The following is a 16,537-nucleotide window of genomic DNA, read 5'->3' on the forward strand; positions in this document are numbered from 1 at the left end:
GGCGGTGGGCTGGGCCGGCATGGAGCGGGCCGCGGGAACCGCGGGGATGCCGGAGCCGACGTCGACCGTGCGGGTGCCCGACGGTTCCGGGGCCCGCTCGGTCTCGGCGGCTGCCTGTGCGGTGGTGCGGCGGGCGCCGTAACGGCGGTGGACGGCCTGCTTGGTGACGCCGAGGGCGGAGCCCACGGCGTCCCACGAGAAGCCCAGCGAGCGGTCGAAGTCCACGGCGGCCGTGACCAGGGTCTCGACACTGTCCCGCAACTCCTGTGCGAGACGGACCGTCGGGGCGGGGGCACGTCCGTAGACGACGAAGCCCGTGGAGGGGCCGGAGCGGCGCGGGCGGTAGACGTTGCCCAACTGGGCGGTGAGCGTGCGCAGCGCGTCCACCTGCCGGCGGACCCGCTCGATGTCCCGCACCAGCAGGTGCAGGCTGGCCCGGGCCTGGGCGTCGTGGGTTGCGTGGTCGGCCATGAACAAGCCTCTCGAACCGGCGTTGAAAGGAACCGGGCCGCGCGGGCGGCCCGCTGTGGTCAACTCTCTCTTGACCAACGCGCCTTAGCGCCGCTGGTCACGCTGCGGGGGGCGTGGCGGCACGTACGCACGCCCCCGCGAATGCGCACGCGCTGCGCCCCCGGCCGCCGATGCCCCGGCCGCCGGCCGTGGCCCCGGTCCGCGCGGCGGCGGCCCCGTGACGGTGGTCATAGACTGGTGCGCCGGTCGCCGTTCATTCCGCCTGAGAGGGCCAAGCCGTCCCATGAAGCTCGTCTTCGCCGGTACCCCAGAGGTCGCCGTTCCCGCTCTGGACGCCCTGCTCGCCTCCGGGCGGCACGAGGTGGCCGCCGTGGTCACCCGGCCTGACGCGCCGGCCGGGCGCGGGCGCCGGATGGTCGCCAGTCCGGTCGCCGAACGGGCGGAGGAGGCCGGCATCGAGGTGCTCAAGCCGCTCAAACCGCGGGAGCCGGACTTCCTGGAGCGGCTGAAGGAGATCGGCCCGGACTGCTGCCCCGTCGTCGCCTACGGAGCCCTGCTGCCCAGGGCGGCCCTGGACATCCCCGCCCACGGCTGGGTCAACCTGCACTTCTCCCTGCTGCCCGCCTGGCGCGGCGCCGCTCCCGTGCAGCACTCCCTCATGGCGGGGGACGAGATCACCGGCGCGTCCACCTTCCTCATCGAGGAAGGTCTGGACTCCGGCCCCGTCTACGGCACCGTCACGGAGGAGATCCGGCCCACCGACACCAGCGGCGACCTGCTCACCCGGCTCGCCTTCGCCGGTGCCGGGCTGCTCGCCGCCACCATGGACGGCATCGAGGACGGCACCCTGAAGGCCGTACCGCAGCCGCTCGAGGGCGTCACCCTCGCCCCCAAGATCACCGTCGAGGACGCCAGGGTCGACTGGACGTCCCCCGCCCTGCGGGTGGACCGCGTGGTGCGCGCCTGCACCCCGGCCCCCGGCGCCTGGACCACGTTCCGCGGCGAGCGGTTGAAGCTGATCCAGGTCGCACCGGTGCCCGACCGCACCGACCTGGCCCCGGGCGTCCTCGCCGCCGGCAAGAAGAGCGTCCACGTCGGCACCGGCTCGTACGCCGTGGAGCTGCTGTGGGTGCAGGCCCAGGGCAAGAAGCCGATGAAGGCCGCGGACTGGGCGCGTGGCGTGCGCATCTCCGGGAACGAGACCCTCGGGGGCTGACCGGCCGGTCCGGTCCGGGACGTAGGCTGGGTGCACAGCGCACCCAGACATCCGGAGCACCTTTTTCGTGAGCGACACCTCCCGTCGGCCCCGCAAGCCCGCCAAGCCCTACCGCCGGCCCCAGAAGGACCCCGTCCGCATCCTCGCCTTCGAGGCGCTGCGCGCCGTGGACGAGCGGGACGCCTACGCCAACCTCGTCCTGCCGCCCCTGCTGCGCAGAGCGCGCGAGAAGGAGGGACCCGAAAAGTTCGACGGGCGGGACGCCGCGCTGGCCACCGAGCTGGTGTACGGCACGCTGCGCCGCCAGGGGACGTACGACGCGATCCTCGCGGCCTGCGTCGACCGGCCGCTGAGGGAGGTCGACCCGCCGGTCCTGGACGTGCTGAGCCTCGGTGCCCACCAGCTGCTCGGCACCCGCATCCCGAGCCACGCCGCCGTCTCCGCCACCGTCGAGCTCGCGCGGGTCGTGCTCGGCGACGGGCGGGCCAAGTTCGTCAACGCCGTGCTGCGCAAGGTCGCGCGCGACGACCTCGACGGCTGGCTGGAGAAGATCGCCCCGCCCTACGAGAAGGACCCCGAGGCGCACCTCGCCGTCGTCCACTCCCACCCCCGCTGGGTCGTCTCCGCCCTGTGGGACTCCCTCGGCGGCGGGCGCGCCGGCATCGAGGACCTGTTGCGGGCCGACAACGAGCGTCCCGAGGTGACCCTGGTGGCCCGGCCGGGCCGCGCCACCACCGAGGAGCTGCTGCACGAGGAGGCCGCCGTCCCGGGCCGCTGGTCGCCGTACGCCGTACGGCTCACCGAGGGCGGCGAACCGGGCGCCGTGGACGCCGTACGGGAGGGCCGGGCCGGCGTCCAGGACGAGGGCAGCCAGCTCGTCGCCCTCGCCCTCGCGGGCGCGCCCCTCGACGGCCCCGACGAGAAGTGGCTCGACGGCTGCGCCGGCCCCGGCGGCAAGGCGGCCCTGCTCGCCGCGCTCGCCGCCGAGCGCGGAGCCGTCCTGCTCGCCTCCGAGAAGCAGCCCCACCGGGCCGGCCTCGTGGCCAAGGCGCTCGCCGGCAACCCCGGCCCGTACCAGGTGATCGCCGCCGACGGGACCCGCCCGCCGTGGCGCCCCGGCAGTTTCGACCGCGTCCTCGTCGACGTCCCGTGCACCGGCCTCGGCGCCCTGCGCCGCCGCCCCGAGGCGCGCTGGCGCCGCCGCCCGGAGGACCTGGACGGATTCGTCCCGCTCCAGCGCGGCCTGCTGCGCACGGCCCTGGAGTCGGTGCGCGTCGGCGGTGTCGTCGGCTACGCCACCTGCTCGCCCCACCTCGCCGAGACCCGCGCGGTCGTCACCGACGTGCTCAAGCAGTTCCCCGGGACCGAGCTGATCGACGCCCGCCCCCTCCTCCCGGGCGTCCCGGCCCTCGGCGACGGCCCCGACGTACAGCTGTGGCCGCACCTGCACGGGACCGACGCGATGTACCTGGCCCTCATCCGCCGCACCGGCTGAGAGGACGCCCGGACATTCGGCCGGGGACCGGCGCGAACAACCGTGCCCCGGCATGGCACGCTTGGGGCATGGCCGTGCAGATCAACCCCAGCATCCTGTCCGCCGACTTCGCACGTCTCGCCGAGGAGGCGCGGGCGGTCGAGGGGGCCGACTGGCTCCATGTGGACGTCATGGACAACCACTTCGTCCCCAACCTCACGCTCGGCGTCCCGGTCGTGGAGTCGCTGGCCAGGGCGACGGACACCCCGCTGGACTGCCATCTGATGATCGAGCAGGCCGACCGGTGGGCGCCGCAGTACGTCGAAGCGGGTGCCTCCTCCGTGACCTTCCACGTGGAGGCGGCCGCCGCCCCCGTCCGGCTGGCCCGCGAGATCCGCGCCAAGGGCGCCCGGGCCTCGATGGCCCTCAAGCCCGCCACCCCCATCGAGCCGTACGAGGACCTGCTCCCCGAGCTGGACATGCTCCTGATCATGACGGTGGAGCCGGGCTTCGGCGGGCAGGCGTTCCTCGACATCATGCTGCCCAAGATCCGCCGTACCAGGGAGCTGATCGACAAGCACGGCCTGCAGCTGTGGCTCCAGGTCGACGGCGGGGTGTCGGCCTCGACGATCGAACAGTGCGCGGACGCCGGCGCCGACGTCTTCGTGGCCGGCTCGGCGGTCTACGGGGCGAAGGACCCGGCCGAGGCGGTACGTGCACTGCGCACCCAGGCGGAGACGGCCACCGCGAAGGCGTCCTGGGCGTGCGGCCACTGAGCAACGGGTGCGTGAACGGCTCCCATCAGGGCTGATCAAACGAGCCGGATCTGCAAGGATGAACGGCGAGTCCAGAGTGTGAACAGCAGTGAGGAGAGCACCGTGTCGGGTATGTCAGCGGGCCGGTCGGCAGTGCGGATGGGACCCGCTGAGCTGGTGCAGGCAGCGGCCATGGCCCGCCGCTTCTACCTTGAGGGCAAATCCAAGATCCAGATCGCCGAGGAGTTCGGCGTCAGCCGCTTCAAGGTGGCCCGGGTCCTGGAGACCGCTCTCGAACGGGATCTCGTACGCATCGAGATCCGGGTGCCGGCCGAGCTGGACGCCGAGCGCTCCGACGCGCTCCGCGCCCGCTACGGTCTCAGGCACGCCGTCGTCGTCGAGTCCCCGGCCGACGCGGAGGAGACGCCCGACCCGGAGAACCTCGGCGAGGTGGCTGCCGACCTGCTCGGCGAGCTCGTCAACGAGGGGGACGTCCTCGGTCTGGCCTGGGGCCGGTCCACCATCCACATGGCGGTGGGCCTGAACCGGCTGCCGCCGTGCACGGTGGTGCAGCTGACGGGCGTGTACGACGCCGGGACCTCCGAGCGCGGTTCGGTGGAGGCCGTGCGCCGCGCCGCCCAGGTCTCGGGCGGCGACGCCCACCCCATCTACGCGCCGATGCTCCTGCCGGACGCGGCCACCGCGGCCGCGCTGCGCAACCAGACCGGGATCGCCCGCGCGTACGAATACTTCGACAAGGTCACCGTCGCCTGCGTGTCCATCGGCTCCTGGGAGCCGGGCATCTCCACGGTGCACGACATGCTCAGCGACGAGGAGCGCGCCCACTACGCCTCGCTCGGCGTCGCCGCCGAGATGGCCGCGCACCTCTTCGACGCCGAGGGCCGCCGGATCGGACGGGACCTGGGGGAGCGGTGCATCACGGTCAAGGCCGACCAGCTGCGCCGTATCCCCGAGGTCGTCGCGATCGCGGGCGGGCAGCGCAAGGCGGCGGCGATCGACGCGGTGCTGCGCTCCGGCCTGGTCACCAGCCTGGTGACGGACACCTCGGCCGCGGACTACCTGATGACGGCGGGGACCACCCCGAGGCCCGCCCTCGACCGGGCGGACCCGGACGGCGCCTGACGAGCCCCGCGCGGGACGGCCGTGGGAGCATCGACGGCATGCTTCTGCGGTTCGTCCCCCGCGTGTTCGCGGGGCTCCTCGTCGCCCTCGCCGTCCTCCTGACCGGCTGCTCGCCCTCCGGGACGACAGCCTCCGGTCCGGCCGGCCCGTCATGGGCCCACGGCATGGCCACCGTCAGCGCGTCCCGGCTGCCGGCCGAGGCCCGGCACACCCTGGACCTCATCGACCGGGGCGGCCCCTTCCCGTACCGGCAGGACGGCACCGTCTTCGGCAACTTCGAGAAACGGCTGCCCAAGGAGCCGCGCGGCTACTACCACGAGTACACGGTGCGGACACCGGGCGCGCGCGACCGCGGGGCCCGGCGCATCGTCACCGGACAGGGCGGCGAGACCTACTACACCGACGACCACTACAACTCGTTCAGGGCGGTGCTGAGATGACCGACGGCCACGCGGACCGGCACACGGTCACGCTGGACCTCGACGGCGTGACCGACAAGGCGGGCCTGATGGACCGGTGCGCGGCCGCACTGGACCTGCCCGACTGGTTCGGCCGCAACTGGGACGCGCTCGCCGACAGCCTCGCCGACCCCGCGGTGTGGCCCGGGGACGCCGCGGACACGGGACTGCTGCTCGTCGTACGGGGCTGGCAGGCCTACGCGCTCGCGCGGCCCGAGGAGTGGCAGACCGCCCGTGAGGTGTTCGCCGGGGCCGAGGAGCGCGCACCGGAGCTCTCGGTGCTGATCGAGCCCGTGGCGCCCTGACCCCGCCCCGTGGCTTCCTCCGAAACCGGCGCCGGCCGCCTGGAGGATCCGACCGGGGGAAGCCCTTTCGGGCGCCATGGGACAATGAAGTACGTGCTCTTCCCCCGGCTGACCTGTCCGGGGGCCGCCTTTGAGATCGACTGGGATGTGCAGCACGTGCGTTTCCTCAACGACATCCAGCCCGCCTACGACCTGACGTACGACGACGTCTTCATGGTGCCGCGCCGCAGCGCGGTCGGCTCCCGTCAGGGCGTGGACCTCAGCTCCCCGGACGGCACGGGCACCACCATCCCGCTCGTCGTCGCCAACATGACCGCGATCGCCGGCCGCCGCATGGCCGAGACCGTGGCCCGCCGCGGCGGCCTGGTGGTCATCCCGCAGGACATCCCGATCGACGTCGTCACCGACGTGATCTCCTGGGTCAAGAGCCGCCACCTGGTCCTGGACACCCCGATCGTGCTGGCCCCGCACCAGACGGTCGCCGACGCCCTCGCCCTGCTGCCCAAGCGCGCGCACAACGCCGGTGTGGTGGTCGACGAGCAGCACCGGCCCGTCGGCGTGGTCACCGACCGGGACCTGACCGGCGTCGACCGCTTCACCCAGCTCGAAGTGGTGATGAGCAAGGACCTGCTGCTGCTCGACGCGGACATCGACCCGCGCGAGGCCTTCAACACCCTCGACTCCGCCAACCGCCGCTACGCCCCGGCCGTCGACAAGGACGGCAGGCTCGCCGGCATCCTCACCCGCAAGGGAGCCCTGCGCGCCACCCTCTACACCCCGGCCACCGACGGCGGCGGCAAGCTGCGCGTCGCCGCCGCCGTGGGCATCAACGGCGACGTGGCGGGCAAGGCCGAGCAGCTGCTCGCCGCGGGCGTCGACACCCTCGTCATCGACACCGCGCACGGCCACCAGGAGTCGATGATCAGCGCTGTCAAGCTGGTCCGCGACCTCGGCCCGCAGGTACCGGTCGTGGCCGGCAACATCGTCTCCGCCGAGGGTGTCAGGGACCTCGTCGAGGCGGGCGCGGACATCGTCAAGGTCGGTGTGGGACCGGGCGCCATGTGCACCACCCGCATGGCGACCGGCGTCGGCCGCCCGCAGTTCTCCGCCGTCCTGGAGTGCGCGGCGGAGGCGAGGAAGTACGGCAAGCACGTGTGGGCCGACGGCGGTGTCCGCCACCCGCGCGACGTGGCGATGGCGCTCGCGGCCGGCGCGTCCAACGTGATGATCGGCTCCTGGTTCGCCGGCACCTACGAGTCGCCCGGCGACCTCCAGCACGACGCCGACGGCCGCCCCTACAAGGAGTCCTTCGGCATGGCCTCCGCGCGCGCGGTGCGCAACCGCACCTCGGAGGAGTCGGCGTACGACCGCGCCCGCAAGGCGCTGTTCGAGGAGGGCATCTCCACCTCCCGCATGTTCCTCGACCCGGCCCGCCCGGGTGTCGAGGACCTGATCGACTCGATCATCGCGGGCGTCCGCTCCGCGTGCACCTACGCCGGCGCCGGCACCCTGGAAGAGTTCGCCGACAAGGCCGTCGTCGGCATCCAGAGCGCGGCCGGCTACGCCGAGGGCAAGCCGCTGCACGCCAGCTGGAACTGATCCGCCGGGTCACGCCCGCACGGCCCCTGCCGTCCCGGTGACGGTGACGGGAGCGGGGGCCGTGGTCGTGCCCGTGTTCTCCTTCGGGTACGGCTCCCGCCGTTCCCGTCTCGCCCCGCCATCCGAGAAATGATCCACCCACTGTGCTGAACGATCTCGACGAACGCATCGTGCACGCCCTCGCCGAGGACGCCCGCCGCTCCTACGCGGACATCGGGCAGCTGGTCGGCCTGTCCGCGCCGGCCGTGAAGCGGCGGGTGGACAGGCTGCGCGCGACCGGGGCCATCACCGGTTTCACCGTTCAGGTCGACCCGGCGGCACTCGGCTGGGAGACGGAGGGGTTCGTCGAGATCTACTGCCGCGGCAACACCTCCCCGGAGACCATCCAGCGCGGCCTGGAGCGCTACCAGGAGGTCGTGTCCGCCTCCACCGTCACCGGGGAGGCGGACGCGATCGCCCAGGTCTTCGCCGCCGACATGCGGCACTTCGAGCGGGTCCTGGAACGGATCGCCGGCGAGCCGTTCGTGGAACGGACCAAGTCCGTCCTGGTGCTCTCCCCGCTGCTGCGCCGGTTCTCCTCCGGCGCGCCCGGCTGAACCGCGTCACCCCGTCGCCGAGCGGCGGCCGATCGCCGCCAGCAGACGCCGCATCCCGGCCGCGTGCCCGCCCGTGCCGATCACCAGCCGCCGGTAGAGGCCGCCGGCCGCGCCGGGGAAGGCCGCCCGTGTCTGTGCGCGCAGGCGCGACCGTCCCGGGCCGGCCGGTTCGAGCCGGAAGACCAGGGCGTACGACGAGAAGCGGTGCCGCCCGACGAGCACCAGCTCCCGCCCCGGGACCGCCGCGACCACCCGGAAACCCGGCACCGCCGAACCCTCGGCCAGGGGCCGCGGGCCGGACGCCGCCCGGTCGGCACAGCCCACCAGGCGGGCGTAACGGGCCGCACCGGCGCCCGCGAAGGACCGGTCCAGAGCATCCCCGATCGCGCGCCAGACGGCGCCGGCGCCGGCCGCGACGACGGTCGCGTGCTCGTCCACGTGAGGCAACGCGGCGATCTCAGCGGGCTTCATGGCAGGCTCCCGTCCTCCTGGCCGGCTTCGGGCGACCGAGGCATCGTCTCGCGGACCGGGCCGGCCCGGCCAGGGGCTGTGCAACGAATCGCCGCGCACCCCCGTGCACACGCAACGATCAGCTCACCGGCGCGCAACGGCTCCGGCTTGTCCGCCCGAGTCCACCGACCGTACGGTCTAGTCACCCCCCGAAACCCCCCGTACCGGTGAGGATCGTCCATGCGTACCGCCCTGCTCCAGAGCTCCGGCCGACCCGGCTCCGTCGCCGAGAACCTCAAGGTCCTCGACGCCGCCGCCGGCCGCGCCGCCGCCGCGGGCGCCGGGCTGCTGGCGACCTCGGAGATGTTCGTGACCGGGTACGCGATCGGCGACGACATCGGCCGCCTGGCCGAGCCCGCCGACGGCGACTGGGCGGACACCGTCGCAAAGACGGCCTCCCGGCACGGCCTGGCCATCGCCTACAGCTACCCCGAGCGGGACGGCGAGGCGGTCCACAACTCCGTCCAGCTGATCTCCGCCGACGGCACCCGCCTCGCCAACTACCGCAAGACCCACCTGTTCGGCGACTTCGAGCGCGAGCAGTTCACCCCGGGCGAGCAGCCGGTCGTCCAGGCGGAGCTGGGCGGCCTGACCGTCGGTCTGATCGTCTGCTACGACGTGGAGTTCCCGGAGAACGTGCGCGCCCACGCGCTGGCCGGCACCGACCTCCTCGTCGTCCCGACGGCGCTGATGCACCCGTTCCAGTTCGTCGCCGAGTCCCTCGTACCGGTGCGCGCCTTCGAGAACCAGATGTACATCGCCTACGTCAACCGGGTCGGCCCCGAGGGCGGGTTCGAGTTCGTCGGACTCTCCACCCTCGCCGGCCCCGACGGAGTCGCCCGCACCCGCGCCGGCCGGTCCGAGGAACTGGTCGCCGCCGACGCCGACCCCGCCCTTCTCACCGCCTCCCGCGAGACCAACCCGTACCTGGAGGGCCGTCGCCCCGGCCTGTACGGGTCCCTCGTCCGGCACTCCTGACCTTCCCCCGCCTCACGTTCCGCGCAAGGAGTCCGTACCCCATGACGTCCACGGTGCCCAACGCCGTCGAGCACGCAGACGAGCAGCAGTCGCCGATCACCATGTTCGGCCCGGACTTCCCGTACGCGTACGACGACTTCCTCGCCCACCCGGCGGGCCTCGGCCAGATCCCCGCCACCGAGCACGGCACCGAGGTCGCGATCATCGGCGGCGGTCTGTCCGGCATCGTCGCCGCCTACGAACTGATGAAGATGGGCCTCAAGCCGGTCGTCTACGAGGCCGACCGGATCGGCGGCCGGCTGCGCACCGTCGGCTTCGAGGGCTGCGACGAGTCGCTGACCGCCGAGATGGGCGCCATGCGCTTCCCGCCGTCCTCCACCGCCCTGCAGCACTACATCGACCTGGTGGGCCTGGAGACGCGGCCCTTCCCCAACCCGCTGGCCGAGGTGACCCCGTCGACCGTCGTCGACCTCAAGGGCGAGACGCACTACGCCGAGACCATCGACGACCTGCCGCAGGTCTACCGGGACGTGGCCGACGCCTGGAACAGGTGCCTGGAGGAGGGCGCCGACTTCTCCGACATGAACCGCGCCCTGCGCGAGCGGGACGTGCCGCGCATCCGCGAGATCTGGTCCCGGCTGGTCGAGAAGCTCGACAACCAGACCTTCTACGGGTTCCTGTGCGACTCCGAGGCCTTCAAGTCCTTCCGGCACCGGGAGATCTTCGGCCAGGTCGGCTTCGGCACCGGCGGCTGGGACACCGACTTCCCCAACTCCATCCTGGAGATCCTGCGCGTCGTCTACACCGAGGCCGACGACCACCACCGCGGCATCGTCGGCGGCTCCCAGCAGCTGCCGCTCAGGCTCTGGGAGCGCGAGCCGGAGAAGGTCGTGCACTGGCCGTACGGCACCTCGCTGAAGTCCCTGCACGTCGGCGGCGAACCGCGTCCGGCCGTCACCCGGCTGCACCGCACCGCGGGCAACCGGATCACCGTGACGGACGCCGGCGGCGACATCCGCACCTACCGGGCGGCGATCTTCACCGCCCAGTCCTGGCTGCTGCTGTCCAAGGTCCGGTGCGACGACGAGCTCTTCCCGATCGACCACTGGACGGCGATCGAACGCACCCACTACATGGAGTCCAGCAAGCTCTTCGTCCCCGTGGACCGGCCGTTCTGGCTGGACAAGGCCGTCGACGACAGGGGAAACCCGACCGGGCGGGACGTCATGTCGATGACGCTCACCGACCGCATGACCCGCGGCACCTACCTCCTCGACGACGGCCCGGACAAGCCCGCCGTGATCTGCCTGTCGTACACCTGGTGCGACGACAGCCTCAAGTGGCTGCCGCTGTCCGCCGACGAGCGGATGGAGGTGATGCTGAAGTCGCTGTCGGAGATCTATCCGAAGGTCGACATCAGGAAGCACGTCATCGGCAATCCGGTGACCGTCTCCTGGGAGAACGAGCCCTGGTTCATGGGCGCGTTCAAGGCCAACCTGCCCGGCCACTACCGCTACCAGCGGCGCCTGTTCACCCACTTCATGCAGGACCGGCTGCCCGAGGACAAGCGGGGCGTCTTCCTGGCCGGCGACGACATCTCCTGGACGGCCGGCTGGGCCGAGGGCGCCGTCCAGACCGCGCTGAACGCGGTCTGGGGCGTCATGCACCACCTCGGCGGCAGCACCGACCCGGCCAACCCCGGCCCGGGCGACGTCTACGACGAGATCGCGCCCGTCGAACTCCCCGAGGACTGAAGCCCCCCGCGGGCGGTCAGACCCCGGCCGCCCGTGCCTTCTCGTACACCTCCGCGGCGACGTCCTTGAGCTCCTCGGCGTCCCGCGCGGTGTTCTGCAGGTCGACCAGGATCTCCTCCAGGCCGATCGACGCGTGCGCGTGCAGGTCCTCGACGATCTGGTCGGCGTTGCCCTGGAAGGGGCGGCGGCCGGTGCCGTCGTATGCCTGGGCCGAGTACACCGCGTTCACGCGCAGCACCGTCCGGATCGGCTGCCGCCGGCCCCGCTCGGCGGCCAGGTCCCGCAGCGCGTGCCACTGGCTCGCGATGCGCTCCACGCCCGTGCCCACCGGCAGCCAGCCGTCGGCGTGCTCGACGAGCCGCTCCCGCGCCCTGCGGGTGCTCGCGGCCAGCAGGATCGGGATCGGCCGGGCGGGCTTGGGGCCGACCACGGCCGACCCGATCTTCGTGATCCGGCCGTCGTAGCGCACCGGGTCCGGGCCCCACACGGCCCGGCAGACATCGATGATCTCGTCCAGCACCTGGCCGCGCTCCTTGATCGGCCGGAACCCGGAGGCCGCGTACTCGTCCAGGGACCAGCCCGTGCCGAAGCCGGCGACCACCCGGCCGCCGCTGGCCGCGTCCAGCGAGGCGAGGGCCTTGGCGAGCTGGAACGGCACGTGCAGCGGCGCGACCAGCACGCTGCTGCCCAGCCGGACCCGCTCGGTGGCCGCCGCGGCCAGGGTGAGCGTGACCAGCGGGTCGGCCACGTGCCGGTAGGAGTCGGGCCAGGGCAGGCCCTCGACGCCGTACAGCCCCTGGGTGGCGGGCTCCGGGAACAGGGCCCGCTCGTACACCCACACGCTGTCGTAGCCGATGCGCTCCGCGGTGCGTGCCACGTCGGGCACGTCCCTGCCGAGGTGGTACTGCCGATTCTGCGGAAGGCCGAGTCCCAGACGGGTCGCCATGGCGGTGTGCTCCTTCGTGATCGTCAGTGTTCCCGGGGCAACGTACAGTGATCACAAGGGAGTTCCGGGGACGTGCCGGGAGGATGTCCGGGTCCGTCGGGCAGCGGAGTGAGCATCATGCGGCCGGCGAGGCCGACCACCGCGTCCAGCCGCTGGGCGAACTCCTCGGCCATGTCGGGCAGTCGGCGCAGCGCCCACAGCGACCGCGCCGCCGACCAGGCGGCCTCCCGCGCCCGCTCCAGGCTCCACGCGCCGAGCAGATGGGTGAGCGGGTCGGTGATCCGCAGCCGGTCGGGTTCCGGCACCAGCTCCTCGCGGACCCGTTCCTCCAGCGTCAGGAGGAGGTCGCCCACGCGGTCGAACTCGTCTTCCACGTCGGCCGGTTCGCACCGCAGCGTACGGCAGGTGTCCACCACGGCGAGCGCCAGGTCGTGCCCGACGTGCGCGTTGAGGCCCGCCAGCGCGAACTGCGAGGGCCGTACGCCGGGATGGCGGCGCGACTCCAGCAGCGGCCGCCAGCAGGCCGGCGCCCGCCGCCCCCCGGCCGCCGCGTCCACGGCGGCGAGGTACCGCTCGGCGGAGCGTACGCCCAGCGTGGTGGTCGTGGTGCCGGACCGCCCCGCCGGCCGCCGGCCGGCCGTCCCGGTGACGTCGAGGCAGACGCGGTTGAAGACCGCGATCCCGTCGCGCTCGGGCAGCGCGGCGGCCAGGCCGCGCATCCGGGCGACGACGGTGTCCACGGTGACCGGACCATGGGTGAGTTGTGCCGATTGCCCCATGGGGGCAGGGTCCCAGGATTGGGCTGACCCGGGTGCCGACGGACCTGGCGTTTCCCCGGAACGGGGGAACGCGCCCGTCGCACGGAACGAGCAGAGGGGGAGTGGCTACCGTGTCAGGTTCGCGTGCCCGGCGTTCGGCCGCCCGAAGGGCCGAGCGCCGGGCGCTCGGCCCTGGCCACGGGCGAGGCGCGGATCGCCGCCTACCTGTGGGCGAAGGCGCCGGGGGAGCCGGACGGCTGCAGGGGCGAGCCGGGGACGTTCACGCCGTCGTACGCCTACGACTTGGCGCGCTGAGTGTCCTCGGTCTCCTCGCTCTCCTCGCTGTACGACGACGTGCCCTCGTCCAGCAGCGGCTCCTGCCCCTTGAGATGGGCGGGGGCGAACGCGCGCAGCGCGTGGTAGCCGGTGATGACCACCAGGGTGCCGAGCGCGATGCCGCTGAGGGAGAAGGAGTCGGTGAACTTCATGGTGACGTTGCCGACGCCGATGATGATGCCCGCCGCGGCCGGCACCAGGTTCAGCGGGTTGCGCAGATCGACCTTGGCGTTGATCCAGATCTGCGCGCCGAGCAGCCCGATCATGCCGTACAGGATGACGGTGATGCCGCCGAGCACACCGCCCGGGATCGCGGCCACGATCGCGCCGAACTTGGGGCAGAGGCCGAACAGCAGCGCGAAGCCGGCGGCGGCCCAGTACGCGGCGGTGGAGTAGACGCGGGTCGCGGCCATGACGCCGATGTTCTCGGAGTACGTGGTGTTGGGCGGGCCGCCCACGGCCGTCGACAGCATGGAGGCGGCGCCGTCCGCCGAGATCGCGGTGCCGAGCTTGTCGTCCAGCGGGTCGCCGGTCATCTCGCCGACCGCCTTCACGTGCCCGGCGTTCTCCGCGACCAGCGCGATGACGACCGGCAGCGCGACCAGGATCGCCGACCACTCGAACGACGGGCCGTGGAAGGACGGCAGCCCGATCCAGTCGGCCTTGCCGACGCCGGAGAGGTCCAGGCGCCAGTGGCCGGTGAGCCTGCCGCTCGCGTCCACGGAGTGGATCTTGCCGAAGACCTGGTCGAAGGCCCAGGAGACGCCGTAGCCGAAGACCAGCCCGAGGAAGATCGCGATGCGGGACCAGAAGCCGCGCAGGCAGACGACGGCCAGCCCGGTGAACAGCATCACCAGCAGGGCCGTCCACTGGTCCTGCGGCCAGTAGGTGGAGGCGGTCACCGGGGCCAGGTTGAAGCCGATCAGCATGACGACCGCGCCGGTGACGATCGGCGGCATCGTGGCATGGATGATCCGTGCCCCGAAGCGCTGCACGGCGAGGCCGACCAGGAACAGCGCGACGCCGACGACGAAGACCGCGCCGGTCACGGTCGCACTCGTGCCGCCGTGCGCCCGGATGACCGCGGCGACGCCCACGAACGACAGCGAGCAGCCCAGATAGCTGGGGACCCGGCCGCGGGTGGCCAGCAGGAAGATCACGGTCGCGACGCCCGACATCATGATCGCGAGGTTGGGGTCGAGGCCCATCAGCACGGGGGCGACGAAGGACGCGCCGAACATGGCCACGACGTGCTGGGCGCCGAGTCCTACCGTGCGGGGCCAGGAGAGCCGTTCGTCGGGCCGGACGACCGCACCGGGTGCGGGTGTCCGTCCGTCACCGTGCAGCTTCCATCGGACGCCGAGGTCCATGGTGGGTTTCGCTTTCTTGCCGTGTGAAGACTGTCCGAACCATTGTCGGGGGTGCCCGGGGGTGCCTCGTCACCCGGTCCCGGTCGTGATCGCGCGGACCCGGAGCCGGAAGGTCAGGGCCGCGGATCGGGGACCGCCGCGCTCGCCGGGCCGACCGCCGGCCGGTTGCGGTCGCCCGCCCTGAGTACCCCGGCGAAGCCGGCGAGGCCGCAGGCCAGCAGCGTGACCAGGGCGAAGGAGACCACGAGGCTGGTCGCCTGGGCCAGCCCGCCGATCGCGCTCGGCGCGATCAGCCCCGAGGTGTAGGTGATGGTCGCGACACCGGCGATGGCCTGGCTGGGGTTCGGCCCGCTGCGGCCGGCCGCGGCGAAGCACAGCGGCACGACGACCGCGATGCCGAGGCCCATCAGCGCGAATCCGGCCATCGCCACCGCCGGATGGTTCGCCAGGACGATGAGCAGGCCGCCGAGGACCGCCAGGACGCCGCTCGCGCGCACCGTGCGCACCGCGCCGAACCGGTCCACCACCCGGTCGCCCGCGATCCGGGCGACGGCCATGGTGAGCGTGAAGCCCGTGGTGCAGGCCGCGGCGAGACCGGCCGAGGTCTCCAGCTGGTGCCGCAGGTACACCGCCGACCAGTCCAGGCTCGCGCCCTCCGCGAACACCGCGCAGAACCCGACCGCGCCGATCAGCAGTGCCGACTTCGGCGGCAGCGCGAACCGCGGCGGCGGCTCCTCGCCCTCGGCGGGCTGCAGGTCGAGGACCCAGCTGCAGGCGGCCACGCCCAGCACGGTCAGCACGGCCGCGGCCAGGGCGTGGTGCAGCCGGGCGTCCGAGCCGAAGTGCGCGGCGACCGTGCCGGCCGCCGAGCCGACCAGGGCGCCCGCGCTCCACATGCCGTGCAGGCCGGACATGATCGAGCGGTCGAGCCGGTTCTCGACCTCCACGCCGAGGGCGTTCATGGCGACGTCCGCCATGCCCGCCGTGGCGCCGTAGACGAACAGGCCGAGACACAGGGTGAGGAGGTTCGGGGCCAGGGAGGGCAGGACCAGGGAGAGCGTCCACAGGGCGATCAGTCCGCGCAGCGCGTTGCGGGCGCCGAAGCGGTGGCTGATGCCGCCCGCGAGCGGCATCGCGAGGGAGGCGCCGAGCGCGGGGAACGCCAGCGCGAGGCCGAGCTGCCCGGGACTGACCGAGGCGTGGTCCTGGATCCACGGCACGCGGGTCGCGAACGAGCCGGTGACGGCGCCGTGCACGGCGAAGACGGCCGCGACGGCGTACCGGGCGCGCCGGACCTCGCGCTGCTGGTGGACCACTTCACTCATTGTCCGGCCCCTCCCGGGCGGTGTGCCGCCGTGTCCCCGGCGTGAAACGTGCCGACGTAAACTATCAGGGAGCCTGCCTGATAGAAAGCGGAAATACGGCCGCCCGGCGGGCCCCGCCGATCTGGGAGGATTCCCGGCATGCCCGCATCCCCGAGCACCGCCCGGGCCATCAACGACCGGCTCGCCCTGCGGCTGCTGCAGCAGGAAGGGCCGCTGACGGCAGGGCAGTTGAAGCAGCTCACCGGCCTGTCCCGGCCGACGGTCGCCGATCTGGTCGAACGCCTGACGGTGTCCGGTCTGATCACCGTGGTGGGGGAGTCCAGGGAGCAGCGGCGCGGCCCGAACGCGCGGCTGTACGGCATCGTCGCCGACCGCGCCCACCTCGCCGCCCTCGACGTGCGCACCGAGAGCGTCGCGGTGACCGTGTCCGACCTGCTGGGCCGGGAGCTGGCCGGGGCGTGCGTGCCGATCGGCGGGGGCACCGGCACCGGGCCCGCGGTGGAGCAGGCGGTCGCGCTGGTGGAGCGGGTGCCCGAACGGGTT

General features: G+C 73.0%; 17 protein-coding genes and 1 pseudogene. 12 read left to right on the forward strand and 6 right to left on the reverse strand.

All coding sequences use genetic code 11. The features are described 5' to 3' along the window. On the reverse strand, window positions 1–471 hold a 471-nt coding region (locus C1I97_RS14055; RefSeq protein WP_111003566.1), incomplete at its 3' end, for a hypothetical protein. A gap of 283 nt (window positions 472–754) precedes the next feature. Here C1I97_RS14055 and fmt point away from each other — a divergent pair. The 8 genes from fmt (at window position 755) to C1I97_RS14095 (ending at window position 8,017) form a co-directional block, all read left to right on the forward strand. Continuing rightward, the gene (gene fmt, locus C1I97_RS14060; RefSeq protein WP_111003553.1) at window positions 755–1,687 is read left to right on the forward strand and encodes a methionyl-tRNA formyltransferase; all 933 of its coding nucleotides are present in this window, start codon (window positions 755–757) and stop codon (window positions 1,685–1,687) included. A 67-nt stretch (window positions 1,688–1,754) separates the two neighbouring features. Further along, complete coding sequence (locus C1I97_RS14065) at window positions 1,755–3,182, forward strand: RsmB/NOP family class I SAM-dependent RNA methyltransferase (RefSeq protein ID WP_111003554.1); 1,428 nt, start codon at window positions 1,755–1,757, stop codon at window positions 3,180–3,182. Between the two features lie 68 nt (window positions 3,183–3,250). Then, complete coding sequence (rpe, locus tag C1I97_RS14070) at window positions 3,251–3,937, forward strand: ribulose-phosphate 3-epimerase (RefSeq protein ID WP_111003555.1); 687 nt, start codon at window positions 3,251–3,253, stop codon at window positions 3,935–3,937. Between the two features lie 78 nt (window positions 3,938–4,015). Continuing rightward, window positions 4,016–5,059 (forward strand): sugar-binding transcriptional regulator, encoded by a 1,044-nt coding sequence (locus C1I97_RS14075; protein ID WP_111003556.1) that lies wholly within the window; start codon window positions 4,016–4,018, stop codon window positions 5,057–5,059. 38 nt (window positions 5,060–5,097) lie between these two features. Then, window positions 5,098–5,499: a ribonuclease domain-containing protein gene (locus C1I97_RS14080; RefSeq protein ID WP_111003557.1), complete on the forward strand. Its 402-nt coding sequence runs from the start codon at window positions 5,098–5,100 to the stop codon at window positions 5,497–5,499. Beyond that, a complete protein-coding gene (locus C1I97_RS14085) occupies window positions 5,496–5,822 on the forward strand; it encodes a barstar family protein (protein ID WP_111003558.1) in 327 nt (108 codons plus the stop codon). Before C1I97_RS14080 ends, C1I97_RS14085 begins: the two co-directional genes overlap by 4 nt. 156 nt (window positions 5,823–5,978) lie before the next feature. Beyond that, complete coding sequence (locus tag C1I97_RS14090; protein ID WP_181446720.1) at window positions 5,979–7,421, forward strand: GuaB1 family IMP dehydrogenase-related protein; 1,443 nt, start codon at window positions 5,979–5,981, stop codon at window positions 7,419–7,421. Between the two features lie 143 nt (window positions 7,422–7,564). After that, a complete protein-coding gene (locus tag C1I97_RS14095) occupies window positions 7,565–8,017 on the forward strand; it encodes an Lrp/AsnC family transcriptional regulator (protein ID WP_111003559.1) in 453 nt (150 codons plus the stop codon). A gap of 6 nt (window positions 8,018–8,023) precedes the next feature. Here the strand turns inward: C1I97_RS14095 and C1I97_RS14100 are convergent, their stop codons facing one another. Next, on the reverse strand, window positions 8,024–8,488 hold the full coding sequence (locus C1I97_RS14100; RefSeq protein WP_111003560.1) for a hypothetical protein: 465 nt from the start codon (window positions 8,486–8,488) through the stop codon (window positions 8,024–8,026). Window positions 8,489–8,707: 219 nt separating this feature from the next. Between C1I97_RS14100 and C1I97_RS14105 the strand changes: the two genes are divergently transcribed. Next, a complete protein-coding gene (locus C1I97_RS14105) occupies window positions 8,708–9,505 on the forward strand; it encodes a carbon-nitrogen hydrolase family protein (RefSeq protein ID WP_111003561.1) in 798 nt (265 codons plus the stop codon). A 41-nt stretch (window positions 9,506–9,546) separates the two neighbouring features. Continuing rightward, window positions 9,547–11,259 (forward strand): flavin monoamine oxidase family protein, encoded by a 1,713-nt coding sequence (locus tag C1I97_RS14110; protein WP_111003562.1) that lies wholly within the window; start codon window positions 9,547–9,549, stop codon window positions 11,257–11,259. 16 nt (window positions 11,260–11,275) lie between these two features. On the opposite strand, the gene C1I97_RS14115 is transcribed toward C1I97_RS14110, so the two are convergent. Beyond that, window positions 11,276–12,205 carry an LLM class F420-dependent oxidoreductase gene (locus C1I97_RS14115; protein WP_111003563.1) on the reverse strand — a complete coding sequence of 310 codons (930 nt, stop codon included), beginning with the start codon at window positions 12,203–12,205 and terminating at the stop codon, window positions 11,276–11,278. A gap of 23 nt (window positions 12,206–12,228) precedes the next feature. Continuing rightward, the gene (locus C1I97_RS14120; protein WP_220040825.1) at window positions 12,229–12,984 is read right to left on the reverse strand and encodes a DUF5995 family protein; all 756 of its coding nucleotides are present in this window, start codon (window positions 12,982–12,984) and stop codon (window positions 12,229–12,231) included. 90 nt (window positions 12,985–13,074) lie between these two features. Here C1I97_RS14120 and C1I97_RS14125 point away from each other — a divergent pair. After that, window positions 13,075–13,278 (forward strand): annotated as a pseudogene (locus C1I97_RS14125) (hypothetical protein); the annotation flags it as partial. Here the strand turns inward: C1I97_RS14125 and C1I97_RS14130 are convergent. Beyond that, window positions 13,260–14,669 carry a uracil-xanthine permease family protein gene (locus C1I97_RS14130; RefSeq protein ID WP_111003564.1) on the reverse strand — a complete coding sequence of 470 codons (1,410 nt, stop codon included), beginning with the start codon at window positions 14,667–14,669 and terminating at the stop codon, window positions 13,260–13,262. The pseudogene C1I97_RS14125 and the gene C1I97_RS14130 overlap by 19 nt on opposite strands. Window positions 14,670–14,782: 113 nt before the next feature. Further along, window positions 14,783–15,994 (reverse strand): MFS transporter, encoded by a 1,212-nt coding sequence (locus tag C1I97_RS14135; protein WP_111003565.1) that lies wholly within the window; start codon window positions 15,992–15,994, stop codon window positions 14,783–14,785. A 138-nt stretch (window positions 15,995–16,132) separates the two neighbouring features. Between C1I97_RS14135 and C1I97_RS14140 the strand changes: the two genes are divergently transcribed. Then, window positions 16,133–16,537, forward strand: a 405-nt coding sequence (locus C1I97_RS14140; protein WP_146608214.1) for a winged helix-turn-helix domain-containing protein, incomplete at its 3' end; no start/stop codon positions are given.

The organism is Streptomyces sp. NTH33, from assembly GCF_003236365.1.
In the GTDB taxonomy this organism is placed as follows: domain Bacteria; phylum Actinomycetota; class Actinomycetes; order Streptomycetales; family Streptomycetaceae; genus Streptomyces.